Here is a 24,617-nt window from a genome sequence, read left to right on the forward strand (position 1 = left end):
ATTGGCGCCGGGGCTTGGTTTTGAGGCTTATGCCTGTTGCAGGGGCGGCGTCGGTCGGCCGCCGCCGTTTACTTGGCCAGCTCGGTCACGCCTTCGGCTTGGGCCTTGCGCGGCCAGAGGCCGATGACCACCTGCCAGCTGACCGCCAGGGCGCCGATGATGAATACGATGTCACCGAAGGTGCGCACCCAGCGCAGGGTTTGCAGCAGGCCCTGCTGCATAAAGCTCTCGCTGCGGGCATACCACAGGCCCTCGCTGGCGCTGGCCACGAACTGGATGACCCCCACCGGCAGCACGCTGGTGAACAGCATCAGCACCAGGCCGCCGTTCAGCCACCAGAAGGCGGTTTTCATCAGCGACTCGTTGAACACCAGGTTGGGGCGGATGTAGCGCAGCACCAGCAGGCTGAAGCCCAGGGCCAGGAAGCCGTACACCCCGAACAGCGCCGCGTGGGCGTGGGTGGGCGTGGTGTTCAGGCCCTGGATGTAGTAGAGCGCGATGGGCGGGTTGATCATAAAGCCCAGTACGCCGGCGCCCAGCATGTTCCAGAAGGCCACGGCCACAAAGAACATCAGCGGCCATTTAATGTTGGCCATCCAGGGGGCGCGGTTTTTCAGGCTCCAGTTTTCCCAGGCTTCATAACCCAGCACCACCAGGGGTACCACTTCCAGCGCGCTGAAGGTGGCGCCGACCGCCATGATGGGGGTGGTGGTACCGGAGAAGTACAGGTGGTGGAAGGTACCGGGAATGCCGCCCAGCATGAACAGCGAGGCCGAGGCCAGGCTGGCGGTGGTGGCCATCTTTTTGGACACCAGGCCCATGCTGCAGAAGATAAAGGCCAGGGCGGTGGTGGCGAACACCTCGAAGAAGCCTTCCACCCACAGGTGCACTATCCACCAGCGCCAGTATTCCATCACCGAAATGTGGGTACGCTCGCCGTAGAAGAAGCCGGCGCCGTAGAACAGGCCGATGGCGGCGCAGGAGGCGGTGAGCAGGGCCAGCAGGTGCTTGTCGCCGGGCTGGCGCAGGGCGGGCACCACGCCGCGCAGCATCAGCACCAGCCACAGCACGATGCCGATGAACTTGCCAATTTGCCACAGGCGGCCCAGATCCACGTATTCATAGCCCTGGTGACCCAGCCAGAAGTTGAGGTTGGCGGGCATGACCTGGGCGATGGCCAGGTAGTTGCCGGCGAAGCTGCCCACCACCACGGCGATCAGCGCCCAGAACAGCACGTCTACCCCCAGTTTCTGGAACTTGGGATCCTTGCCGCCGTTGATGATGGGGGCGAGGAACAGGCCGGCGGCGAGGAAGCCGGTGGCAATCCAGAACAGGGCGCTCTGCAGGTGCCAGGTACGCACCAGGGAATAGGGCAGCCACTTGGACAGCTCGATGCCGTAGAAATGCTGGCCTTCCACCGTGTAGTGGGCGGTGGCGCCGCCCATCAGCACCTGGAAGGTGAACAGGGCGACCACCAGGAACACGTACTTGCCCAGCGCCTTCTGCGAGGGAGTGAGTTTGAAGCTGGTGAGCGGATCCCGGGCCGGGGCGGCCGGCTCGTGCTCCTCTTCCTTGCGCAGGAAGGCCCAGGCCCAGATCAGCCCGCCCACGCCGGCGATCAGCAGCACCACGCTGACGATGGACCAGATGATGTTCTCGGCGGTGGGCCTGTTGTCGATCAGCGGCTCATGGGGCCAGTTGTTGGTGTAGGTAGCCTCTCCGCCGGGGCGTTCGGTGGCGGCGGCCCAGGCGGTCCAGAAGAAGAAGTTGCTTAGGTCGGCACGGCGCTCGGCGCTCGGCAGGGTGTTCTCCTTCATGGCGAAACTCTGGCGGGTGCCCTGCATGGACGGCGCGTCGCCGAACAGCTGGTCGTAATAGGCGGCGGTGTCGGCCATGGCCTGGGCCCGGCGCTCGGAGATCACCAGCACGTCGGCGTCGGCATCGTAGCTGTTGAAGCGGTATTCCTGCTTCAGCCGGTGTTGCAGCACGGCCTGTTGCTCTTCCTCCAGGTTGCCGTAGGCGGTGCCGAACTCGTCCTGCGCGGCCAGCTCCAGCCAGGCCAGCAGTTCACGGTGCAGCCAGTCGGCGGTCCAGTCCGGTGCCTGGTAGGCGCCGTGGCCCCAGACCGAGCCCAACTGCATGCCGCCGACCGATTGCCAGGCGGTCTGGCCGTCGAGGATGCCGTCCTTGGTGGTGAGCAGGGTGCCGCTTTCGGTGACCACCTGGGCGGGGATGGGCGGCGCCACCCGGTAAACTTCTCGGCCGAAATAGCCGAGCACAGCAAAGGTAATGCCGAGAACGACGAGCAGTATCGTCCACAGGCGACGATAGTTAGCCATGGTGCACCTCCTGGCGCGGGGATGGTTGGAACAGGATGTTGTTTTCCAGATGGATGTGTTGCATCAAATCGGTGTGCAGCTCTTCCAGGCCGGTGTAGAGCGCCTCCCAGGTGGCGCAGGCCTCCGCCGGCAGGGTGAGGTTATCGGTCAGTTCCAGCAGCCGGGCCAGGGCCTGGCCGTGGTCGTCGTGCTCCATGCGCATCACGGTGATGGGGCCGCGGGCCGGATCGAACAGGCCCCGGCGCAGCATGGGGAACAGGATCTGCTCTTCCTTCTGCATGTGGCTTTCCAGCTCCTGGCGCATGGTATCCAGGTGATCGGCCAGGCCGTTGGGGCAGTCGGGGCTGTCGCCGTGCACCGCTTCCACCCGGCGGGCCAGGCGCAGCAGCTCCACCAGCTGCTCCCGGTGCACGTCGTGGTAGCGGGCCAGAATGTGGTCGATCAGCGCCTCGGTGTCGGCCTCGGCCCAGTTGCACTCGCCGGCCTGGTGCGCCGGCAGCGCCTCCAGCCGGGCCAGCAGCTCGGCGGCGTTCAGGCCGCGCTCGGCCAGGGCGTCGCGCAGCAGGGTCTGGCCGCCGCAACAGAAGTCCAGCCGGTACTGGTGAAAGATGCGGCTGGCGCCGGGAATGTCCCTGGCGATTGAGCCGAGGGAATGGTCAAGCAGGCTCATGGTATTGCTCCTTGATTGGGGTATTATGGTTGCCTATTTAGCAATGCCTGTGCCAGTTTTTAATCTATTGATTTTTAAGTAATTAATATTTTTGTGGTAAAAAATACCCTGGTCGATTAGGGTAAATAAAACCCTGTTAAGGTAAAAAATACCCATGCTCTACGAGATCCTGCTCGCCGACCTCACCACCGAACTGCCCAGCGCGGTGCGACTGCAAAGCCTGGTGCGCACCCTGCGCGAACATTTCCGCTGCGGCGCCGTGTGCCTGCTCAAGCTGCAGGAAGAGGTGCTGAGTCCGGTGGCGGTGGAGGGCCTGGTGCGCGAGGCCCTGGGCCGGCGCTTTGTGGTGGCCCAGCACCCCCGGCTGGCGGCCATCCTCGCCAGCCGCAGCACCGTGGCCTTTCCGCCCGACTCGACCCTGCCGGACCCTTACGACGGCCTGCTGGAGCACCATGTGGGCGAGGCGCTGCCGGTGCACGACTGCATGGGCATCAGCCTGTATCTGGAAGGGGATTTATGGGGCGCCCTGACCCTGGACGCCCTGGAGGCGGGCACCTTCGACCGGGACGCCCGCGAGCAGTTGCAGCGGCTGGCGCTGACGGTGGAGGCGGCGGTGCGGGTGACCCGGCTGGAGCAGGACATCCGCGGCCTGCGGCTGGCGCGGCAGGACGCCCCGGCGTTGCAGAGCGAGCGGATGGAAGGGGAGATCTTGGGCCAGAGCGCCCAGCTCAAGCGGCTGTTGCAGGAGCTGGATCTGGTGGCGGACTCGGAGCTGCCGGTGCTGCTGACCGGTGAAACCGGGGTGGGCAAGGATCTGTTCGCCCGCCGGCTGCACCAGCGCTCCCGCCGCCGCGACCGGCCGCTGGTACAGGTGAACTGCGCCGCCCTGCCCGAGTCCTTGGCCGAGAGCGAGCTGTTCGGCCATGTGAAGGGCGCCTTTTCCGGCGCCGGCAACGCCCGGCCCGGCCGGTTCGAGGCCGCCGACGGCGGCACCCTGTTCCTGGACGAGGTGGGCGAGCTGCCGCTCGGCATCCAGGCCAAGCTGCTGCGCACCCTGCAGAACGGCGAGATCCAGCGGCTGGGGGAGGACGAGCCGCGCAAGGTGAATGTGCGGGTGATTGCCGCCACCAACCGCCAGCTGCACGACAGCGTGCGCGACGGCCATTTTCGTGCCGACCTGTATCACCGGCTGTCGGTGTATCCGGTGCCGATACCGCCGCTGCGCGAGCGGGGCAGTGACGTGCTGGTGCTGGCCGGCCACTTCCTGGAGCTGAACCGGGGCCGGCTGGGGGTGCGCAGTTTGCGCCTTTCGCCCGCCGCCGAGCAGGCCCTGTGCCAGTACGGCTGGCCCGGCAACGTGCGCGAGCTGGAACATGTGATCAGCCGCGCCGCCATCAAGGCCCTGGGCCGGGGTGCGGCGCGGGAAGACATCATCACCCTGGAGCCGGAGCTGCTGGACCTTTCCGGCGACCTGCACCGGCCGGAGAGCAACGCCATCACCGCAACGGCGGCCCCGACCGGCCAGGCGCCGACCCGGCCCCCGGCCAGCCTGCAGGAAGCGACCAACCAGGCCCAGCGCCAGGCCATAGATCAGGCGCTAAACGCCAGCAACCGCAACTGGGCCGCCGCCGCCCGCCTGCTGGAAATAGACCCCAGCAACCTGCATAAACTGGCGAAACGGTTGGGGATGAAGTGAGGGGGGTGGAAGAGAGCCCCGCTGCGGGAGCGGGGTGGGGGAAGGAACGGGTAGGTTTTTTGGTGTGAAAGGGCTACTGTTCGTGGGTAACTCGGATGCCTAACGTTTGGTTAAGGGGCGGGCTTTAGCCCGTCCCAGTGAGCGAAGCGAACGATTTGAACCACTTGTATGTTTACGACTCCTCTAGAGAAGTCAAGTCCTCAACATCGGCCATATCAGCCAGCATTTGAGTGTACTTAGTTAACATCATCTGAAGTTCCTCAAGCTCTTTTCTGAACTCTGCGCACTTAACAGGGTTGTCAAAACTGCCACTTAGTGACTCTTTATGCCATTTCGCTGTAAATGGCCGAATAACTTGGTTTAATACCACCACGGCGATTTTCGTAAACTCAATACAATGACGACCGTTCTTTTTTATCACTTCTCTAGTGATTCGAAACAAACTGTATATACTGTCCAAGGCAGAACTCTCATTACCAACATCTGTAGGTAAACTTTGAGTTGTAATTCTAGTTAATAGTTCAATATAGAGCTCCCACGCAGCTTCTTTGTCTTCATCTTTGGGGCTCCAATCCATTTCTAGAAAAGGGGCTTTTATTTTTAAAGATGTCATGCCCCAGTTTTCTAACCATTTCTTCATTTTCATGATTATCCCCCCTACGCGCTCCAGTCTAAGTAATTATCTAGTGGGTGTCCTGATTTGCTGTGGGATTCTAGAGCAACCTCTAAATTGTCGCTATACGAACGATCTTCCTTCCAATCCCTCACTATTTTTTCGATGTATTCATTAAGACTTCTAGTCCCTCTGATTATTGAGCCAATGGCCAGGTATTCAGGCAAGCTCACATCACCTTTTAATTTTAGACTGCTAAGTTCCTTTCCTGATTTTTTAGCATATCCTAATTCAAAAGGAACCCACCAAGAATTAACAGTATCTTTACTAACTAAACACATAGTATGTGTTGACTTCGTTATCCCACTTTCTATAAATTCTGTTATTTTTTTTGCATCCTGAGCGCCTGCTGCTTGTTGTAACCCTTCATCGTATATGTCTAGATAAATATCTATATCAGCATAATTCATGATGTAGTTACCTATTTCTATAGCAGATGTTTTGTCGACAGATATGTGAGACAAGAAAATACAAGGCCTATCAACTCCTCTACTTGCAGACTTGTTGAAAGAATAACTTTCAAACATTGGGGTGGGTTTGGCTCTATTAATTCCGGCCATTTCAGACTTCCTTTTAAGTTAATAAGTTAGATGATGAAAAGGTACAAACATAACAAATAAGCTAACTAGCAGACAAAAGCGCAGATTTTGGCTGTCCAGCGAACGAAGTGAAAAAATTTGAGCGGTTTGTTATACGGTGAAAGCTGTTAACTAGTGTGGCATGGCTTACAGCAGTAGTAGCAGCCGTTGATTCTTAGGGTTAGCTTACTTAGCAGCAGCAACAGCTCCACGACAATCCAAGTGATAACCCAAGGGAACCTGATTATTTGGGTACGGCATGAAGCTGCAGCCAGTGGTTGCGTTATGCACTTCGAAATCGCCATTCGATTGCTGATTTTTTTTAATTATAAAGTTTTGCATATTTAGTCCTCTTTCCTTGTGGATATTGATCTACGTCTCTCGACTTGCTGTATAACGCCCCAACATGCGCAGCTTTGGAATGGAGCCGAAGGTTCACTGGAAAAGCTTGTCGCTGTGATTAGCCTGGATAGCTGGGTTAATAACTTACGGATTCATAGGGAAAATCTGGAGGCTAGGCAGCTTGGCTCTGACACCACTGTAGGACAGAATCGCCCAACTCTATCAAGTGCTCGTGGGATTCCATATGGATGTCATGACGCCGCACAAATGCATAAAACTCTTCAAACTCTTTTTCTAATGACTCGAATGCTTCCTTTGATAAGCCTTCCCCGGGAAGTACAACGAAAAGAGCGGCATCTTCACTAATTTTGTTCTTTAGTGCTGTCTCGACAGAGCGAAATCCTTCATATAGTTGACTCTTTACTCTATAGGGGTCTGCATAAGCTGCAGAAGCCAGAGTCGCAACACCTTTTTCTTTTTGAAATGGTAAATAAAGCTTTTCGCGCCCGAAAGAATCATTGACTTCCGTATATGGATTATTCGGAACATGCCGCTCATAATCCAACTTTAATGATTTCTTTAGGTGTACCTTCAAAGACTCATAAGCGACATCACGAGAAACTGGAGAAAACGGTTTTTTCTTCCCTTTTACGGGACGAGGTTTGCCCAAGGTGACAACTTCGGAGTAAAGGCGTCCAACAATACTCTGATTGTCAGACCCTTGCGCGAAGCCCCGATCGTCGATAGTGATACCAGCCAGTAAATTACCACGACGGTAAGGGTTTGCACGCAGGCACTCCTCAACTACTTGGCATGCAAGCTCGGCGTGAAATGCTGCATTTCTAGAATCGAATAGACACTCCAATCGACAGAAATCATTTAATAGCCTAAGAGTCAAGTCGCCTTCGCTCGAAACAAACCCAACACCGATATTTAGCACCTCTCCTGTCGCTATATCGGGTTGCCAGCGAGCGGCGAACCAAGTTCCTTGAATACCAGCCTTTGGGGCTGCTTTCTCAAAGAGTTCTTCGAGACCGTTCATTTTACACCGCCATGAGATAGAAATTTGAGCTGAGCCTGCTATGACCTTCCGCAGCCCTTATACGTAAAAAGTCTTCAATGGCCTTGTGCCTAGATGGGTCACTAGATAGAAACTGCTCCCACCAATATCCAAGCTCATGAATAATGTCATTATAGGCATCAGAGTGCTGGGTTGCAGCGACCGCAATCGCACGCTTTTGTGGCAATGTGCCACCTTGAGCTATCTGGAGAATATCAATAAGAATATTTCTATATTTTTCATATGGTTGTAGATCAGATGCCGACCAATTTGGTTTTACAGGCAGATTTGAGTGATCAATCAAGTAGATCTTACCTGGCCCATCCACCACAATATTTTGGAGATTACGATCAGTGTTAGCAGTCCAATCATCAAACGCAATAGTATCGTTTAGCTTCGACCAACCTCGCAGCATCCCTATAACAGCGTCCAGCTGTTGGTTCGTAATGGGATCAGTGATCTGGCAGATAGTTGTTGGTGTTCTCCCGGGCGCTTCGCTCACGACAAATGCATGAGGAAGGAAATCATCTTGATTTTCTAATAGCCCTTTTGGAACCCTAATGACCCCCGCATGGGTAGGAAGAGGTAATTCGCATGATTTGGCCAACAGATAACCAGTAATCTCATTCAGCACACCAAGGGGCAACGACTTATGAAACATTTTGAAGTATGTGCGCCGAGGTTTTCCATCACCCCAGACAACTGACACTAGCAGGGTCGATGCCGTGCACCCTTCTCCAACTATTTCAAAAACATTCGCCAAACGACTTTCGTGGAGAACTTCTATAATTCTTTCCATAGGACAGTCCTAATTCGTCAGGGCATCCAAAAATCCCAATGCCATTGTAGACGTGTATCTTATTAATCGCCTAATTCACCCTGAATCTCAGCAACCGGTGCACCATATCTGTATCTCTGGAGCAGAAATTGGTCAGCAGCTAAAAATTGTATATTGACCTGGCTCGATTTCACTCATCGTTCCAGTTTTCCTAAATATTACTAACGATTTGATATTAAAAGAGAAATATAAATGGTTCGTATCCAGACCGCTGCAAGAATCGGGACGGCTCAATAACTCCTGCATCAAGCGCGTTTGTGCCTGCAGTTAAAGTTTAAGTGATTAATATAAAAAGGTTTTTATACGTTTCGATGGAGAAAACGAGACATCCGATGAGCGCTATCGAGACGTGTACAGCACTTTATGCCATTAACACTGTATAAGTTGTTAAAATTTTCGACGCTACCGCCCGTCGCTGATCCTGGCATAAGCGCATCCCTGCTTCCCCGTTTGGCTCTTATTGTTAACCGCCCGTGCTGCAAAAGGCAATGCAAAATAGTCCCTTTGCCTTGGGTGGTGGTGGGACTGTGATCAGCGAGACAGTTGCTCGGTATCCGCCCTTGAGAGGCGTGCCGGCTGGCACAAACCGGCGCAAGGCTGGGGGAGCAAATGAGGGGCGTGGAGGTTAAAGCGACGGTCGCTGATACCTAATCTTTAAAGATCAACGGCGGGCGTCCGGCCCGGCGGCGCAGCCAGTCCACGCCCTGGCGCACGGAGGGGATCATAAAGATCCGGCGCTCCAGCCGGTACTTGCCCGGAAAGTTCAATAACACCAGGGCGATCAGTATGGTCAGCAAGCCCTGCCCGGGTAATACCAGCATGGCGATGCCGACCAGCAAAAACACCAGGCCCAGCAGGTTCTTCAGGATCAGCAGCAGCCAGCGGATCACCGGGTGCTGCTCGGCCCAGGGCACCGGGTGGCGGTACTCGCCGGAAAAATAATCCACCGGGATCCGCCGCACCAGCCAGGGGATCACCAGCAGGGAGCCGATAAAGCACACCAGGCTGACAATGCCCAGAGTCCAGATCAGGGACGGATTGCCGAATATTTGAACCAAGTTGTCCACGGGGTAAGGGTGCTCGTTGAAGTGAAAGCCAATGCTCAAGTGATGTAATTATGATGGCAAAAGGCCATGCCAAACAACGACCTTGCCGGCGGTTATCCGGGGCGGCTGTTCAGCGGAGCCGCTTTTTGATGTTCCAGCCCTGTCCGGCTCGGGGTAGGATGTCCGGGGTCGGACAGCTTCCGTGCTTTGCGGTGCACCTTGGGGGACAACATGAATCACACCGAGCAGCCATTTCCGGGCGAGCCGGACGCCGGGATCGAACCGTATCCGGGAGGGTTGGAACATGAGCGCTGAACACCCCCTCTGGCTCGATATCCAGCAGGGTGAAGGCAAAACCCTGGAGTTCAAGCGGCAGTTGCCCAAGGGCGAGCAGTTGGCCAAAACCATGGTGGCCTTTGCCAATACCGCCGGCGGTAAACTGGTGCTGGGCGTGGACGATCAACGCCAGATCGTCGGCCTGCAGGCGGATGAATTCGAGCTGATGGATCAGATCGCTTCCCTGGTGCACGACCTTTGCCAGCCCACGCTGCTGCCCAATATCTACCTGGAAACCCTGCAAGGCCAAACCCTGCTGGTGGTGCAGGTTCACCGGGGCAGCCAGTTGCCTTACTACCTGAAACGCCAGGGGCGCGAAAAGGGCGTTTTTGTGCGGCTGGGCGCCACCAACCGCCAGGCCAGCCAGGAGATGATCCACGAGCTGGAACGCCAGCGCCTGCACCAGAGCTTCGACGAGCAGCCAGCCTGGGATAGCACCCTGGAACAACTGGACCTGGGCCCCTTGCAGCAGGCCTTCCGGCAGATCGGTAAGCCGCTGGACCGGCAAAAGATGCATGGCCTTAAGCTGATCAAGACCGAGCAGGGCCGGGAGTACCCGACCCACGGGCTGATGATCCTGCTCGGCCGGTACGAACAGGTGGAAATCAAGTGCAGCCGGTTCAAGGGCACCGACATGACGGTGTTTCTGGACAAGAAGGAATACACCGGCGACCTGTTCGGCCAGTTGGCCCAGGCGGAAGGCTTTATCAAGAACCACCTGCACCTGAAAGCGGAAATCCTCGGCCTGCAGCGCACCGAAACCTACGAAATTCCCATTGCCGCCATCCGCGAAGCCCTGGTCAACGCCGTGGTGCACCGGGATTACAGCAATGCCGGCCGGGACATCAAACTGGGCATCTACGACGATGCCGTGAACATCGTGTCTCCCGGCGGCCTGCCCAATGGCCTGACGCTGGATGAAGCCCTGCAGGGCCGCTCGGAGCTCCGCAACAAGGTTATCGCCCGAGTTTTCAAGGAGCTGGGCTACATCGAACAGTGGGGCAGCGGCATCGCCCGTATCCGCGCCTTGTGCACCCAGGCGGGCAACCCGGAGCCCACTTTTGCCGAAACCGGCGATTTTTTTGATATCGAGTTTCACCGAGCCGGACTTGACGCAATAGGTGGCTCAATCGGTGGCTCAGAGGTGGCTCAAGCGGTGTTGACTGAACGCCAGCAAGCGGTGCTGGAGCTGATCAAGCAAAACCCCCGCATGCCGTACCGTCAGATGGCCAGTGAGCTGGGCATCAATGATTCCGCTGTTAAAAAACACCTCGAAAAACTGAAAGAAGCCAACGTTATCGAACGTATTGGCGGCACTCGGGGGTATTGGAAGGTGAAGGACTAGAACGCCATAAAGTTTAAAACTTAGGCAGAGACGCTTCTTGGGGCGCGGGCGGCCCGCCCGCATGAGGGTTCGCGCTGCGCGCAAAGGCAGGCGGGCCGCCTGCGCTCCACCGGCAAGATCACCGCCCAGCCGATGCGGGAAACAGCTTCTTCGGTATCCACCATAGAAAGGCGACCATGCCCAGCAGTTCGATCAGGGACTGGAACACGATGGCGACCACCGCCAGCTCCTGGCCGGGGGGCAGGGCCAGGGCCAGCGGCAGCACCACAAAGGAGTTGCGGGTGCCCAGGCTGAAGGCCAGGGTCCGGCCCTGGGGCACGGGCAGCCGGAAGGCGCCGGCCAGGGCGCGGGCCAGGGCGCGGGCCAGCCCGGCCGCCAGCAGCAGAAAGGCGATGTAAATGCCCGCCAGCGGCGGCAGCAGGCCGAGCGAGGCGCTTACCAGCTGCACCTGGCCGGCGGCGATCACCAGCAGCACCAGGGCCAGCAGGGGAATGGGGCACCAGGCCAGGCGGTCGATGAGCTTCCGGCGGGGCGCGGCCCCGGCCACTCGCCGTTCGGTGACAACGGCGGCCAGCAGCGGCAGCAAAATCAGCCCGCCAAAGGCCAGCAGCATCTCCTGCCGGGCGGCGGCGGTGGCCACCGGCTCGCCCAGCAGCAGCCAGAGGTAGGGCGGCAGCAGGGCCAGTTGCAGCAGCAGGCTCACCGGCGAAAAGGCCAGCGCCCGGCGGGCGTCGCCGCCGCCCAGCTGGCTGAAGGTGATAAACCAGTCGGTGCAGGGCACCAGCAGCACCAGCAAAATGCCCAGCCGCAGCGCCGGTTCGTCCGGCAACAGCGGCAACCCCGCCCACAGCATCAGCGGCAGCAGTACAAAGTTGCCCAGCACGGCGGCGCCGATAAAGCGGCGGTCGGCCAGGGCATGGCGCAGCTCCACCAGCGGCACCTGGGTAAAGGTGCTGTACAGCAGCAGGGCCAGCAGCGGCCACAGCACTTGTTCGCCCAGGGCCGCCGCCGTGGGCAGCAGATGGCCGGCCAGCAGGCCGGTGGCAATGGCCGCCAGGTAAGCCAGCAGCTGGTATTTTTCAAGGGTGTCGCGGCTCGGCAAGCAAGGGCCTCATGGTGTGTAACGGGGGAGGGGAAAGCCGGCGCCCCAGCAGGCTCCCAAGGTACCCGAATCCGCCGGGGTTGAACATGGCCGGCTCCCGCTAAAAGGGCTCATATCTGGTCGGAGTAGTTTCCTGGTTGTTATATATCTTTTTAATATAAGGAGTCATTTGCGCTATTCGAAAATCCTTCCTATACAGGTAGGTCATGTACAGGGAGAGGCCGCCTTATCGTTCTGCGAATTGCCTGTATTTCCCCCTGATAAAATACAGTCTGCTGTTTTTATGCGGCCGTGAAAACGGGTTTGCAGGCTGTCTTTTCATACGTTTCCGTCAAGTCGCCGGAAGTAAGCCGTAATCCAACCATGGTGAGTTTTTTCGGAATATTCCGGACGAACGGGCATGGCCCGCGTTTTTTGTTGGCCAGGCTCTGTCCGTCCGTTTCATCCAATAAAAAAAGCCGGGAGCTATCTTATGACACATTTTACCCTGCGTGATCTTCTGCACGGCAACCCCATGCCCACCCATGCCGATACGCTGGTCGTCGGCGCCGGCATGGCCGGCCTCTATACCACCTGGCGTATTCTGGACTCCGATCCCCAGGCCGATGTCTTTATTATCGACAGTGCCAACCGCACGGGAGGGCGGCTGGATTCCGACGTGGTGAAAATTGGTAATGCCGAAGTGAAGGAAGAAGAAGGGGGCATGCGCTTTACCTTCGACCAAATGGACAACCTGATGAGCCTGTTCATGATGTTGAATATCGATGACCAGATTGTCCCCTTTCCCATGAACAGCGGCGGCAATAACCGGCTGCTGTTCCGCGGCCACAGCTTCAACAACGCCGAGTCGGCCGAGGACGATTTTGCCATCTGGTCGCAGCTGTATAACCTGGAGCCGGCCGAGCAGGGCACCAGCCCCGGCGCCATCATCAATACGGTGTTCAACCGTATCCTGGAAGCCAACCCGGACTTCAGCGCCAGGCCCGAACAGCGGGGCCCCGAGTTCTGGCAGCAGTTCCGCCTGGATTGCCAGTGGAAGGGCATCAAAATGAAGGACTGGACCCTGTGGAACCTGTTCAGCGACATGGGCTATTCCAACGAATGCATCACCATGCTCTACCGGGCGGCCGGCTTCAACGGCACCTTTCTCTCCGAGATGAACGCCGGCGTCGCCTACCAGCTGCTGGAAGAGTTTCCGGCGGATCCCCAGTTCAGAACCCTGGCGAACGGTTTCAGTACCCTGCCCAATGCCCTGGTGGAGCAGATAGGCAAGGAACGCATCTACCTCAAAACCCAGTTGCTGAGCATTGGCAAGTCGGCGTCGGGGCAGGGCTACCGGCTGAAGTACCAGACCACCGACGAGTTCAACCGGGTCAGGTTCGGCGAGATGACGGCCAACAAGGTCATTCTGGGCCTGCCCCGGCTCGCCCTGGAAAAACTCTTCGTGGGCTCCAACCTGCTTAACGAACTGCCGCCGGAACAGTCGGAAAAGCTGTGGAACACCCTGCAGACGAGCAGCAACCAGCCCCTGCTCAAGATCAACCTCTACTACGACAAGGCCTGGTGGGGCAACAAGATGAGCGGCCAGCCCGAGGTGGCGTTCGGCCCCAACTTCTCGGACACCCCGCTGGGCTCGGTGTACCCCTTCTACGCCATCGATCAGGCCAGCTTCGCCGCGCTGGAATACAGCGACTGGCTGCAACAGCAGGGTGAACAGCCGTCGCCCGAGGTGGCCGAGAAACTCGAAAAAATCACCCAGTCGCGCTACCAGCGGCCGGCGGCGCTCACCATTTACTGCGACTACCTGAACATCAACTACTGGCAAACGCTGCAGGGCAACGGGACCCTGTTCGACTCACCGCTGCAGCGGGAATTCACCGAGCGCCGGCCGCAAACCCTGTACGCCGCCTCGCAGGCGGTGGTGGAGCAGGCCACCCGCCTGTTCGGCAAGCTCTTCAACACCCACTACGTGCCCACGCCCATCCTGACCAGCGCCCGGATCTGGAACGGCACCACCCGTTTCAATGTGAACGCGAGCCAGGCGTTCGGCTTTGGTGTGCACCAGTGGGCGGTGGGGGCCGACGATCGGGAGGTGATGGCCTTCCTCTGCGAGCCCATCGAAAACATCTATACCTGCGGCGAAGCCTTTTCGGACTACCAGGGCTGGGTGGAAGGCGCGCTGCGTTCGGCCAACCTGGTGCTGGAAAAGGCCTTCGGCCTGGCCCCCATCAGCCAGGTGTTTGAAGAGCAACACGGCCAGTCGCCATCCTGCGCCGTGCGGGAGGCGTATCAGCAACGGGCCACGGCCCTGATCAGGGAATATATCGATCCCGGCTTTACTCCGGGCCAGGCCCGTGCACGCAGCGAGCGGCCGGCCGGTGCCGAAAATCTGGTGGGGGCGGTCACCCTCAGCTATTTCGATCAGCAATAAGGGGGTCGCCATGAAACCATTCGATACCAACGAGTTCCAGCGCCTCGGCGGCGCCTCCAGCCGGCTGCTGAGCCAGGATCCGGGCCAGCAGCTGCTGGCCCAGGCGCCGGCCGCCAGCCTGACGCCGTCCCAGCTCACCACGCAGTTTTTCAACGACCTCGAAGGCAGCTGGTTCGGCAACAAGGGCTGGAACATCATCGCGCTGCCGTCCAGAGGCTCCACCCCGCAAAGCCAGGGGGCCTTCCGGCTGCTGGTCCTCCCCTATGCGGAGACCCTGGAGGTGCGCAATGCGGGGGCGCCCGCCCGCAACCGGGGCGGCAGCGTCGACCAGTTCATCGCGGCGGCGGAATACCGGCAGCGGGTGTTCAACAAGGACACGGGCGAAGCCCTGCATGTTGAAAACGGCATGTTCATGAACCTGTCCGAGATCGTCGACAACGGCAGCCAGACCCAGCCGCCGCCGGAATTCAACGTCGCGCGCAGCGGCACCATTCCCCACGGCGATGCCATCATGCTGCTCGGCAAGCCGCCCTTCGTCGACCCGGGGGCACCGGCGATCCCGGATATCTCCACCCTGCCCCCGGATATCGGCCAGGGCGCGCCGCTCGGTTATCTCGATCCCTACCTTACGCCGCAGCCGGGCATCAATGTCGGCAACCCGAACGCCACCCTGCGCCATGATCTGGAAATCCAGGCCGGCGAGGGCTTCGAGATCCTGGAAACAAAGACCCTGGTGCTGGACTCGGCCCAGGCCGGCGGCATCAACAATATCCCCTTTATCGTCCAGCATGCCAATGCCACCCGGATGCAGGCGGTGTTCTGGCTCGAGAAGGTCCGCAACACCAAAACGGGGCAGGAATTCGATCAGCTGCAGTACACCCAGATCATCGATCTCGTCTTCCACCTCAAGTTTGGCCAGACGGATCCGAATAACCTGATCACCTGGCCCCACGTCACCATCAACACCATGGTCAAGCAATAGGAGGCGGGAATGGAACAGGAGATCACGGTCGCCCAGTACCTCAAGCTCAGGCTGGAACAATTGGGGCTGAGGCAGATGTTCGGGGTGGCGGGTAATTACACCGCCCCCCTGCTGGATACCATACTGGCCGACGACAATTCGCCGATACGCATTTCGGGCAATGCCAACGAGTTGTGCGCCGGCTATGCCGCCGATGCCTATGGCCGGCTGACGGGGTTCGCCGCCGCCTACGTCACCTACAGCGTGGGCGCCTTCAGCATGCTCAACACCCTGGCCGGCTCGTTCGTGGAGCAGGTGCCGGTGCTGCTGATCAACGGCGCGCCGACCAACAAGGAGGACAGCACGGAAAAGAACACGGGGCTGCTCTATTCCCATACCACGGGCTACGAGTTTGTCGACATCAACATGTTCCGCCCCATCACGGTGGCGGCGGAGCGGATCACCAACGCCCGGCAGGCCATCTACCAGATAGACTCGGTGCTGACCGCCATGCTGACGGAGCACCGCCCCGGCTACCTGGAAATCTGCGAGGATGTCTGGCGCGCGCCCTGCCGGGCACCGGTCGGCCGGCTGGGCTCCGGGCGGGAAGACATCGTCACGGTCAGCGAGGTCGACGCCGCCGTGGCGGCGACCCTGGACAAACTGGTCAAGGCCGACAAGGCCATTGTCTGGGCGGGGATAGAGCTGCAGCGTTACGGCCTGCAGGACAGCTTCGCCCGGCTGATGGAGGTCCTCAACCGGACCCTGGCCACCCCGGGACAGCCCATCCATTTCGTGACCAGCGCCTGGAGCAAGTCGGTGCTGTCGGAGCGGCACCCCTATTTCGAGGGCTGCTATACCCTGACCATGGCGCAGATCGACAGCCTGGTCGGCAGCGACGGCATCCTGCTCGGGGTGGGCGCCAGTACCATCGGCAAGGATACCGGGAACCAGAATATCCGCGGTGACCGGACGCTGCTGGCCTGCCAGAACAGCCTCTTCGTCGGCGCCGAGTATTATCCGAGCGTGCTGCTGGGCGCCTACATGGAGCGGCTGATCCAGGCCCTGGAGCAACGGGCCGCCAGCCGTCACCTCAAGGGGTTGCGGCTGGGCCGGAGGGTGCAGGCGAGCATGCAGGCGGGCCCGGTGCAACTGGGTTACGACAGCTTTTTCGACGCCCTGGGCGGCTGGCTGACCGAAGACGACGTGCTGGTGGTGGATGCCGGTTTTCCGCTGATCGGCGCGCAAAGCGTCCCCATCGCCGCCCAGAGCGGCTTCGTCGCCCAGGCGGCCTGGCTGGCCATCGGCTATTCGGTGGCCGCCGCCACCGGGGTGAAGTGTGCCTGTCCGGACAAAAGGGCCGTGGTGGTGGTGGGCGACGGCGCCTTTCACGAAACCTGCCAGGCGGTGTCGGATCACCATGCCTATGGCCAGAACACCGTGGTGTTCGTGCTGGCCAACGGTATCTACGGCATCGAGCAGAAGCTGGTGAACCCGAACCCGTTCCGCCAGGGCGACGGTCGGCGGGACTATCCGGATCCGCTGCAGAACAAGGTCTATCCCTACAACGAGCTGCCCGCCTGGGACTACAGCAAGCTGCCCGAGGTGTTCGGCGGCAAGGGGCACAGGGTCGGCAGCCTGGATCAGCTGGCCTCGGTGATGGCGGAGATCCGGGCCAACCCGGCGCAGAACTACGTGGTTGAGGTGACGCTGGCGAAAACCGATGTGCCGGCGGCGATCGCGGCCCATCTCGACACGGACGTGGGGGAGGACGAAACCGATAATCCCAACTGGCCGCCGGCCGGCATCTTCTGATACCCGGCGGGGGGCCACCCCCGCCGTGCCCCCGCCCATCCGCGGCTCAGTTGCCCGCTGCCGGGCGGCTGCCGGCCGCCGTCCCTTTCTTGGTCCGGTACATGGCGCCGTCGGCGTGGGCCATCAGCTCCTGCTCGCTGCCGCCGTGGTCCGGATACAGGGCCACGCCCAGGCTGGGCCGGATGTGCAGCACCGCTTCGGGCAGGTGGTAGCCGGCGGCCAGCGCCCGGTGGATCTTGTCGGCCACCTGTTCCACCGCCGCTGGGTGCGCCACGTCTTCCAGCAACACCACGAATTCATCACCCCCCAGCCGGGCCACGGTGTCCGATTCGCGCACGCAGCCGCTCAGGCGGACGGCCACCTCCTGCAGCAGCCGGTCGCCGGCCAGGTGGCCGTACCTGTCGTTCACCTGCTTGAACTTGTCGAGATCCAGGTACAGCAGCGCCAGCCGGCCCTGCTCCCGGTGCGCCCTTTTCAGCGCCGTTTGCAGGCGGTCCATGAACAGGGTGCGGTTGGGCAGGTCGGTCAGCGGGTCGTACCGGGCCATGTGCTCCAGCCGCAGCAGCATGCGCTTGCGCTCCATCGCCGTGGCCAGCTGCGCCGCCACAAACTGCAGCAGCTCCCTGTCCTGCTCGCCGTAGGGTAGGTGCCCGGCCGGGCTCAGTACCAGCAGGGCGCCGATGACGCCTTCCTGCGACTTGATGGGCGCGGCCAGCCCGTTGCCTTCCGCCTCCTGCAACTCGCCGGCGCCGAGCAGCAGGCTTTCGCCGCGGCGGATCACCCGCTCCGTCAGCAGGCGCGAGAGCCGGGCCCGCGTTTCGGGCGTGCAGCATTCGGGCCGGGCCCGGTAGGGAAAATCCAGCCGGCCCGTTGCCGTGTGGCAAACGGCAACGATAAAGTCGCTGGCGCCGAGCAGGTCGTCCACCACCCGGTGGATGCGCCCGAACAGCCGGTCCAGGTCTCCCAGTATGTTGGCGGCGTCGGCAATCGCGTAGATGGCCGCCTGGCGATACTCGGCCTGCTTGCGCTGGGTAATGTCCCGGGCCACGGCAATACGGAACTGGTGGGGCTCCGACCAGCGGGCGGACCACATGATGTGGACGGTGCTGCCGTCCTTGCGCACATAGCGGTTTTCAAAATGCGGCTTGGGCTGGCCGGCCATGATTTCGGTCACGGCGTTGCGCGTTCGGTCATGGTCGCCGGGATGGATGAAGTCGAACATGTTGCGGCCGATCATTTCCTCGGGCCGATAGCCGAAGATCCGCTCGCCGGCCGAACTCACGTAAAGAAAGTTGCCCTGCCGGTCCACGATGCAGATGGCATCGAGCAGCAGATCGGTCACATTGCCGAGAGCAAGCTCAGGTAACAGATCCATATCAAAGGCCATTCAGTGGGTGTGCCGTCCGTGGCATGGAGCTCCTCCGTCATACCGCCGCCGGCAGCTGGCGCTGCCGGATGGATCTAGTGTGAACGCATTCCGGCGGTGGGACAAGCCCGCCCGGTGCGTCCCGGCGGGGATCAGGGCTGGTAGATCACATAGAGCTTTTCGCAGGCCTCCACCGTTTCCCACTCGCCCCGGAAGCCGGCGGGGATGATGAAGTCGTCGCCGGGGGCGAGCGTCAGGCGGTTGCCGGCCAGGTCGTGCAGGATCACCTTGCCCCGGAGCAGCTTGCAGTATTCGTGCTCGGTGTAGTTCACCCGCCAGCGGCCCGGCTCGCTGCCCCAGGTGCCCACGTGAAAACGGTCGTCGGCGCTGCTGTAGTGGTTGGCCAGGCTCTGCACCGGGTTACCGGCGACCAGGGTATCGGGGTTGGGGGCCATGGTTTCGGCCGGCACCGGGTGGCGGCCCATGACGATCACATCCGCGAGGCTTTTGGACATAACGGCTCCTTGTTGTCGCTGTCGCTAAAGTGTTTAGTAAAATAAACGAGCGAAGGCGCAAAGGAAAGGGCGCCTTGTTGGTGGAGCGCAGGCGGCCCGCCCGCGCCCCAAGAAACATCATGCTGGCCAACTTTTAAACTGAACGATGTTCTAGCCGGGCCGCGAGGTGCTCCACCGCGCGCCGGGCCCGGGCCGAGAGCGGCCATTCGGCCCTGTGGATAAGCCAGAGGGTATCCACCACCGGCGGGTCGCCCTCCAACACCCGGATGGCGTCCTGCCGGCCAAAGGCCTGGCGGGCGTAGCGGGGCAGCACGGTAAAGCCCAGGCCGCGGGCTACCGGCTCCAGCAGCAGGCCCACCTGGTTGCTGAAGCCGTGGCAGGGCAGGTGGCGAACCCCCGGGCTGCCGGGAAAGCGCCGGCTCAGCAGCCGGCCGGCCATGGCCTGGCCGTCCGGGTGGTCGATAAAGCCGAGCCGGGCCAGGTCGTTCCAGGCCGTTACCTCGGCCCGGACCGGCACCACCAGCTCCAGCGGCTCTTCGGCAAAGTGGCGGGCGTGCAGGCGCGGATCGTCCGGCTTCAGGGTCACCAGGCCCAGCTCGTAGCGGTTGTGCAGTACCGCCTCCAGCACCTCGCTGTCCGGGGCGAAACGGTGTCGCACCCTTAGCCCGGGGTTGGACTGCTGCAGCCCGAGCAGCAGCGGGTAAAGGGCCAGCCCTATGCTGCCGGGGCTGATCAGGCTGAGCTCGCCCTGCTCGGCGTCCGCTTCGCCCAGGCGCAGCTGCAGTCGCCGGCCGGCCCGCTCCACTTCGGCGCAGTAGTCCAGCAGGGCCAGTCCCGCCGGGGTCAGCTCCACCCGGCGCGGGCGGCGGAGCAGCAGGGGGCCCAGCTGCTCTTCCAGGTGACGCAGGTGCTGGCTGACAGCGGCCTGGGTCAGCCCCAGCCGCTCCGCGGTACGGGTGAAGTTGCCCAGTTCGGCCAGGGTGGCGAAGGATCTCAGCCATTGGGGGTTAACCATAATGAATTCTTATCAACGCCATAATGAAAGTGCGGTTCATATTATAGCGTGGTCTCTCTAGTCTGGTGGCCTGTTCAAGCCACCCAGAGATGATGATAATGAGTGCAACTTATCCCCGCAGTTTTTCCCATATCGGCCTGTCGGTGACCGACCTCGACGCCGCCGTTGCTTTTTATACCGAGGTGCTGGGCTGGTACCTGATCATGCCGCCCACCACCATCGGCGAGGACGACAGCGCCATCGGCGTGATGTGTACCGATGTGTTCGGCGCCGGCTGGGGCGCTTTCCGCATCGCCCACCTGTCCACCGGTGACCGCATCGGGGTGGAGATCTTCGAGTTCCGCCACGCCGAGCGGCCCGACAACAACTTCGAATACTGGAAGAGCGGGGTGTTCCATTTCTGCGTGCAGGATCCGGACGTGGAAGGACTGGCTGCGCGTATCGTCGCCGCCGGCGGCAAACAGCGCATGCCGGTACGCGAGTACTTTCCCGGCGAAAAGCCCTACCGCATGGTCTATATGGAAGACCCGTTCGGCAACATCCTGGAGATCTACAGCCACAGCTACGAGCTGACCTACTCGGCCGGTGCCTACCGGCAAGGCTGAATCCCCAGCCATGCCGCCTGCCGGGTCGATGTGGCAGGCGGCATGGCCGGGAAATGAATGCCCCGGCCGGGGCCCGGAGGCCTAACCCTTGCCCAGGCCGGAGGCGATCAGCAGCTCTTCGGCGCTCATCACGGCCTGGCCGTGGCTGCTGACCTCGCCGTGTTCCACCACTATGTCCGCCTGCAGCTGCCCGCCCTGCTGCGTCACGAAGGGGATTTGCAGCAGCAGGGCCTTCATCTGCGGGGCGCTGGCCGCCAGCAGCCGTTGCTGCTCCTGGATGGAGAGGCCGGGGGATTCTTCGGCGAGCATAAAGCTCAGCAACTGCTGGAAGGCGGCGTCGCTGGCCTGGGCCCGGGCGGCAAACTGCAACTGCCGGGGCAGTTGCTCCGGATCCAGTTTGCCGGAGCCGGTGTAGCTCAGGGTGGCGCTGGCGGCGGTGTCGTGGGGATCCGCCAGCGACAGGCTGAGCTCTTCTATGTCCAGCTCCGGCCGGTAGGCCAGCAATTGCTCCAGCAGCGGGCGGATCTGCCGCCATTCGGCTGCCGCGTCCTGGCGGGCATCGAGCCGCGCCAGGCGCTGCAGCAAGGCCTGGTAGGGGGCCAGCTCCAGCCGGTTGAGCGTGAGGCGCAGGCGGCTGGGGCCCAACTGCTGGGCGGGCAGGCTGATGCCGCCCAGCAAGATGTCGGTATGGCTGTTCAGGTGCTGTTGCTCCTGCTCGGTGCGGGCGCTGATCAGGGCGTCTTGCAGGCCGAAGCGTTTTTCCTGGCTGCTGAACCTGAGTTGCTGTAGGGCCAGGGTACCGTCGCCCAGCCAGAGGTGCCGGCCTGCCGCGGTGGCATCCAGGCTCAGGCCGAGCTGCTGCAGGCTGAAGCGCTCGGCGCTGGCCGGCAGGCCGAGGCTGAACTCGCCGATCCGGCCCTGCAGCTGCAGGCGCTGCCGCCGCGGCTGCCAGCGGGCGTCGAGGTGGCTGTCGGCCAGGGCCAGCTCCAGTCGCCCGTCGGCGCCGGGTTGGGCCAGGTGGCCGCGATAGTCGATGAGTTGCAGGCTGAGGCTGCCGCTGCCATCCCATTGCTGCACGCCGGTCAGGGTCAGCAGGGGGGCCTGGCCCGGGTAATTGGGCAGCCAGGCGCGGGCCGCGTCGGGCAGGGGCAGTTGGTGTTCGAGCCGGGCCAGCCCCGGGCCCTCGGCGCCGAGCCAGGGGCCGTGTTCAACCGGCAGGCTGCCCTGCAGGCGCAGCTCGGGCGTGGGTTGCCACTCGGCCAGCAGTGCGTGCAGCGGATGGGTGGGCAGGGGGCGATAGCTCAGGTCGTAATGCAGGGTGCCGCCGCCGAGGCCCGCGTCGTAGTCCAGCCGGGTCACCCGGACTTGCTCGTGGGCGGCGGCCCGCTGCCGCCATTCGTCCACCTGGGCGCCGATGCGGGCGCCGATGTAATACTGGGTGCCGGCATACAGGCCGGCCGCGGCCATGGCGGCGACCGCTACCGTGGAAACAAGTGCTCTCTTCATTATGCTGTCTGCGCCTCTGGGGCGTCAGCTCCGTGTTGTTTTGGGCTCCATATGGAATTAAGAAGAGTATCAAAAACCGGCCGGTGTGCCAGTGCCGGTTGGTTTTTTAGGCACCGGCGAAGGCTGGCTCAGGTCGCATTCGCCCGTGTCGCCGGCCGGGCCGGGTAGCGATCCTGTCCCGGGCGGGGGGAGCAGAGGGCGCGGTGCGCCACGCTTCCCCGTTCCATATCTGGAACCCTTTGTTCCTGCTCCCGCGCCTTTGAAGTGTTAACGCAAACCATTATCATTGGCAGCCTGAAATGCCCGGTCTCGCCGCGCTGCGGCATATTTCGTCGGAAAGCCACCGAGCGCCGCGCCTGTTCCGGCGGCCACCTTTGCTCACCCTCTGTTGTTGGAGATACGTTATGTCAGGAATTCTTCCCGCGCCTTCTGCCCGCCGGCTCACGGCCGCCGCCCTGATGCTGGGGACCCTGTTGTCCGGCCAGGCCCTGGCCGAGCCGCGCGTCCTGGATACCCGCTTCGGCGAGCTCAGCATCGACGGCGAGCCGGCGCGGGTGGTGACCCTGTACGAAGGCGCCCTGGACACCAGCTTCGCGGTGGGCGTGGCTCCCCTGGGGGCCGTGGCCACTCGGGGAGGCGAGGGCGTGGCCGGCTACATGCAGGACAAGGCGGGCGAGGTCGCCATAGTGGGTACCGCCCGCGAGACCAACCTGGAGGCGGTGATCGCCCTGCAGCCCGATCTGATCCTGGCCTCGTCCTCCCTGCCGGAAGAGCAGTACCGCCTGCTGGCGGCAGTGGCCCCGACCGTGGTGCCGGACATCGACATGTTTGAGGACGGCGCCTGGAAGGAGGAGGCCCGCCTGTTCGCCCGGGCCCTGGACAGGGAAGCCGAGCTGGACCAGGTGCTGGCCGAGCTGGACCAGCGCACCGCGGCGCTGGCGGAACGGTTCGGGCAGGCGGTGCCGGCCGACGGGCGCAAGGCCGCCCTGGCCCGCTGGATGCCCCAGGGCGCCATGATGATGTCGTCCCGGCTGTTTACCCCCGGCCTGCTGAAGGCGGTGGGTTTCGAGGTGCGGGACGGCGGCATCGTCAAGGAAGGCCGGCCCCACAGCTCGCCCCTGAGCCAGGAAAACCTGGCGCTGGTGGACGGCGACTGGCTGTTTATGGCCACCCTGAACCACGACGGCCGCGAGGCCCTGGCCGCCGCCGAGAAATCGCCCGCCTTCGCCCGCCTGAGAGTGGTGCGGCAGCAGCGGGTGTTCCCGGTCGACGGCCAGCTCTGGACCAGCGCCACCGGCCCCCTGGCGGCCAACGCCATCCTCGACGATGTTGAGTGCGTGCTCGAACACGCGGCGCGCTGACCTCCATGGCTGCTGTCGCCGTTTCCCGGCGCCCGCTGTTTGCGGTGATGCTGGCGGCGGGCCTGCTGTTGGGGCTGGTTTGCCTGGCCAGCCTGCTGCTCGGCGCCGGTCATATCGGCCCGGGCCAGGCCCTGGCCGTGCTGTTCGGGGGCGGCACCGACGAGGCCCGCTTCGTGGTGACCGAGCTGCGCGCGCCGCGCACCCTGGTCGGCCTGGTGGTGGGCATGGCGCTGGGCTGTGCCGGCGCCCTGATGCAGACCCTGGCCCGCAACCCCCTGGCCGAGCCCGGCCTGCTGGGGGTGAGCGCCGGCAGCGGCTTTGCCGTGACCCTAGCGCTGATGCTGGGAGCCGGCGCCGCCACCCTGACGGTGCACGTGGCGCAGCTGGGCGCCCTGGCCGGCTGCCTGCTGGTGCTGGGCGCCGCCCGGCTGCAGGGGGTGGGCAACGACCCCGTCCGCCTGGTGCTGGCCGGCGCCACCTTGTCCAGCCTGCTGCTGGCGCTCACCTCCCTGCTGCTGCTGTTCGACCAGCGCACCGCCGACGAGATCCGCTTCTGGGTCATCGGCAGCGTGGCCGGGCGCAGCCTGGATCATCTGTGGCAGATACTGCCGTCCCTGGCCCTGGCCCTGGCGCTCACCCTGGTGGTGGTGCGCCCGCTGGCGGCGCTGGCCCTGGGGGAGAACGTGGCCCGGGGCCTGGGCCACAAGCCGGGGCGGGTGCGCCTGCTGGCGGTGCTGATCGTGGCGCTGCTGGTGGGTTCGGCCACCGCCGTGGCCGGGCCCATCCTGTTCGTGGGCCTGGTGGTGCCCTTTGTGGCCCGGGCCCTGGCCGGGCCCGATATCCGCCGCACCCTCTGGCTCTGCCTGCCGCTCGGCCCCATTATCGTCATCGCCGCCGACACCCTGTCGCGGCTGCTGGTGGCGCCGGCGGAGCTGCCCATCGGCGTGCTCACCGCGCTGATCGGCGCCCCCGTGCTGCTGGCGGTGGTGCGCGGCCGGCGCCGGCCTTCTTTGTGAT

The 24,617-nt window shown here is 62.1% G+C and carries 20 protein-coding genes; 8 read left to right on the top strand and 12 right to left on the bottom strand.

What is annotated here, in order from left to right; all coding sequences use genetic code 11:
• Positions 1-68 precede the first annotated feature (68 nt).
• Entirely contained in the window at positions 69-2,339 is a 2,271-nt protein-coding gene (locus tag ACT7DK_RS02185; protein ID WP_445395885.1) for a nitric-oxide reductase large subunit, read from the bottom strand.
• Positions 2,332-3,009 carry an iron-sulfur cluster repair protein YtfE gene (gene ytfE, locus ACT7DK_RS02190; RefSeq protein ID WP_445395887.1) on the bottom strand — a complete coding sequence of 226 codons (678 nt, stop codon included), beginning with the start codon at positions 3,007-3,009 and terminating at the stop codon, positions 2,332-2,334. The genes ACT7DK_RS02185 and ytfE overlap by 8 nt, the downstream gene beginning before the upstream one ends.
• A 154-nt stretch (positions 3,010-3,163) precedes the next feature.
• Here ytfE and norR point away from each other — a divergent pair, with 154 nt between their 5' ends.
• Positions 3,164-4,705, top strand: coding sequence for a nitric oxide reductase transcriptional regulator NorR (gene norR / locus ACT7DK_RS02195; RefSeq protein ID WP_445395889.1), 1,542 nt, complete (start codon positions 3,164-3,166; stop codon positions 4,703-4,705).
• 172 nt (positions 4,706-4,877) lie between these two features.
• Here norR and ACT7DK_RS02200 read toward each other — a convergent pair whose 3' ends face one another.
• From ACT7DK_RS02200 to ACT7DK_RS02220, 5 genes are all read right to left on the bottom strand, one after another.
• On the bottom strand, positions 4,878-5,351 hold the full coding sequence (locus ACT7DK_RS02200) for a hypothetical protein (protein WP_445395891.1): 474 nt from the start codon (positions 5,349-5,351) through the stop codon (positions 4,878-4,880).
• A gap of 11 nt (positions 5,352-5,362) precedes the next feature.
• Positions 5,363-5,938, bottom strand: a complete 576-nt coding sequence (locus ACT7DK_RS02205) for a toll/interleukin-1 receptor domain-containing protein (protein WP_445395893.1) — start codon at positions 5,936-5,938, stop codon at positions 5,363-5,365.
• Positions 5,939-6,470: 532 nt separating this feature from the next.
• A complete protein-coding gene (locus ACT7DK_RS02210; protein ID WP_445395895.1) occupies positions 6,471-7,340 on the bottom strand; it encodes a hypothetical protein in 870 nt (289 codons plus the stop codon).
• A 1-nt stretch (position 7,341) separates the two neighbouring features.
• Positions 7,342-8,157, bottom strand: coding sequence for a hypothetical protein (locus ACT7DK_RS02215; protein WP_445395897.1), 816 nt, complete (start codon positions 8,155-8,157; stop codon positions 7,342-7,344).
• Between the two features lie 686 nt (positions 8,158-8,843).
• Entirely contained in the window at positions 8,844-9,263 is a 420-nt protein-coding gene (locus tag ACT7DK_RS02220; protein WP_445395899.1) for a PGPGW domain-containing protein, read from the bottom strand.
• 283 nt (positions 9,264-9,546) lie between these two features.
• Between ACT7DK_RS02220 and ACT7DK_RS02225 the strand changes: the two genes are divergently transcribed.
• The gene (locus tag ACT7DK_RS02225) at positions 9,547-10,923 is read left to right on the top strand and encodes an ATP-binding protein (protein WP_445395901.1); all 1,377 of its coding nucleotides are present in this window, start codon (positions 9,547-9,549) and stop codon (positions 10,921-10,923) included.
• A gap of 118 nt (positions 10,924-11,041) precedes the next feature.
• On the opposite strand, the gene ACT7DK_RS02230 is transcribed toward ACT7DK_RS02225, so the two are convergent.
• Positions 11,042-12,025, bottom strand: coding sequence for a hypothetical protein (locus ACT7DK_RS02230; protein WP_445395903.1), 984 nt, complete (start codon positions 12,023-12,025; stop codon positions 11,042-11,044).
• 472 nt (positions 12,026-12,497) lie between these two features.
• Here ACT7DK_RS02230 and ACT7DK_RS02235 point away from each other — a divergent pair, with 472 nt between their 5' ends.
• Genes ACT7DK_RS02235 through ACT7DK_RS02245 form a run of 3 tightly spaced genes read left to right on the top strand, consistent with a single transcriptional unit; the run spans position 12,498 to position 17,232 of the window.
• Positions 12,498-14,456, top strand: a complete 1,959-nt coding sequence (locus tag ACT7DK_RS02235) for an FAD-dependent oxidoreductase (RefSeq protein WP_445395905.1) — start codon at positions 12,498-12,500, stop codon at positions 14,454-14,456.
• A 10-nt stretch (positions 14,457-14,466) separates the two neighbouring features.
• Positions 14,467-15,438 carry a heme-binding protein gene (locus ACT7DK_RS02240; protein WP_445395907.1) on the top strand — a complete coding sequence of 324 codons (972 nt, stop codon included), beginning with the start codon at positions 14,467-14,469 and terminating at the stop codon, positions 15,436-15,438.
• 9 nt (positions 15,439-15,447) lie between these two features.
• A complete protein-coding gene (locus ACT7DK_RS02245) occupies positions 15,448-17,232 on the top strand; it encodes an alpha-keto acid decarboxylase family protein (protein ID WP_445395909.1) in 1,785 nt (594 codons plus the stop codon).
• A gap of 46 nt (positions 17,233-17,278) precedes the next feature.
• Here ACT7DK_RS02245 and ACT7DK_RS02250 read toward each other — a convergent pair whose 3' ends face one another.
• The 3 genes from ACT7DK_RS02250 to ACT7DK_RS02260 all read right to left on the bottom strand — a co-directional run bounded on the left by ACT7DK_RS02250 (position 17,279) and on the right by ACT7DK_RS02260 (position 20,128).
• Positions 17,279-18,607 carry a diguanylate cyclase domain-containing protein gene (locus ACT7DK_RS02250; protein WP_445395911.1) on the bottom strand — a complete coding sequence of 443 codons (1,329 nt, stop codon included), beginning with the start codon at positions 18,605-18,607 and terminating at the stop codon, positions 17,279-17,281.
• A gap of 143 nt (positions 18,608-18,750) precedes the next feature.
• A complete protein-coding gene (locus ACT7DK_RS02255) occupies positions 18,751-19,113 on the bottom strand; it encodes a cupin domain-containing protein (protein ID WP_445395913.1) in 363 nt (120 codons plus the stop codon).
• 133 nt (positions 19,114-19,246) lie between these two features.
• Complete coding sequence (locus tag ACT7DK_RS02260) at positions 19,247-20,128, bottom strand: LysR family transcriptional regulator (protein WP_445395915.1); 882 nt, start codon at positions 20,126-20,128, stop codon at positions 19,247-19,249.
• Between the two features lie 98 nt (positions 20,129-20,226).
• On the opposite strand from ACT7DK_RS02260, the gene ACT7DK_RS02265 reads away from it, so the two are divergent.
• On the top strand, positions 20,227-20,733 hold the full coding sequence (locus ACT7DK_RS02265; protein WP_445395917.1) for a lactoylglutathione lyase family protein: 507 nt from the start codon (positions 20,227-20,229) through the stop codon (positions 20,731-20,733).
• Between the two features lie 81 nt (positions 20,734-20,814).
• Here the strand turns inward: ACT7DK_RS02265 and ACT7DK_RS02270 are convergent, their stop codons facing one another.
• Entirely contained in the window at positions 20,815-22,239 is a 1,425-nt protein-coding gene (locus ACT7DK_RS02270; RefSeq protein ID WP_445395919.1) for a YdgA family protein, read from the bottom strand.
• Positions 22,240-22,643: 404 nt separating this feature from the next.
• Between ACT7DK_RS02270 and ACT7DK_RS02275 the strand changes: the two genes are divergently transcribed.
• The gene (locus tag ACT7DK_RS02275; protein WP_445395921.1) at positions 22,644-23,600 is read left to right on the top strand and encodes an ABC transporter substrate-binding protein; all 957 of its coding nucleotides are present in this window, start codon (positions 22,644-22,646) and stop codon (positions 23,598-23,600) included.
• Positions 23,573-24,616 carry a FecCD family ABC transporter permease gene (locus ACT7DK_RS02280; protein WP_445395923.1) on the top strand — a complete coding sequence of 348 codons (1,044 nt, stop codon included), beginning with the start codon at positions 23,573-23,575 and terminating at the stop codon, positions 24,614-24,616. The genes ACT7DK_RS02275 and ACT7DK_RS02280 overlap by 28 nt, the downstream gene beginning before the upstream one ends.
• Position 24,617 lies beyond the last annotated feature (1 nt).

The organism is Zobellella sp. An-6 (genome assembly GCF_052487945.1).